A 762-nucleotide genomic window follows, 5' to 3' on the forward strand; every position below is an offset into this window, starting at 1 on the left:
ACGGCGGGCGCCAGCACCCGCGGGGCTCGGGCGGGCAGGTCCGGCTCCGGCCGGGGATCGGTGGCCAGCGCCGCCAGTTCGTGGCAGAACGGCGACGGCAGCGCGGCCTCGTCACCGTCTTCACTGTCCACGGCGGTCACCAGCACCCTGGTGCGCGCCCGGCCGAGTGCGGCGATCAGGAGGCGGCGTTCCTCGGCCAGCAGGGGCGCGCGGCTCGACAGCTCACGGTCGGTCGCGGCGGCCACACCGTCCAGCACGTCGACGAGATGCTGGGTGCCGAGCACACCACCGCGCGGAACCGTGTTGGGCCACAACCCTTCCTGTAGGCTCGCGATCACCACGAACTCCCACTCCCGGTCGAGTGCGGCGTGTGCGCTGAGTACCGCGACCGCGTCGGGGGCAGGGCGCTGGTCGCGCGGCGGTGGCGGCGGCCCGAGCGCGACGACATGGTCGATCAGGCCGCGCATGGAGGCTCCGGCCGTGCGGCCCACGTACTGCTCGGCGACGTCGAACAGCGCGGTGACCGCATCGAGGTCACGGTCGGCCTGCGCGCCGGCCGGGCCACCGCGTTCGCTCGCCGACAACCAGCGCCGCTGCAGGCCCGAGCGGTGCCACGCCTGCCACAGCGTGTCCCGTGGGTCCTGCCCGGCGGCGGCACTGCGGCGCGCCGCCGTCAGCACGGTGTGGATGCGACGCAGCGGGCGCTGCTGTTCCGGGGACAGACCCGACGGCACGTCCTCGATCGCCGCGACGAGCAGATCG

At 74.9% G+C, this 762-nt stretch carries 1 pseudogene; it reads right to left on the reverse strand.

Annotated features, from left to right (window positions below):
* Window positions 1-762, reverse strand: a pseudogene (locus tag Q2100_RS31515) (ATP-dependent helicase); the annotation flags it as partial.

Origin of the sequence: Mycolicibacterium arseniciresistens, assembly GCF_030519285.1 — a bacterium.
GTDB lineage: Bacteria > Actinomycetota > Actinomycetes > Mycobacteriales > Mycobacteriaceae > Mycobacterium > Mycobacterium arseniciresistens.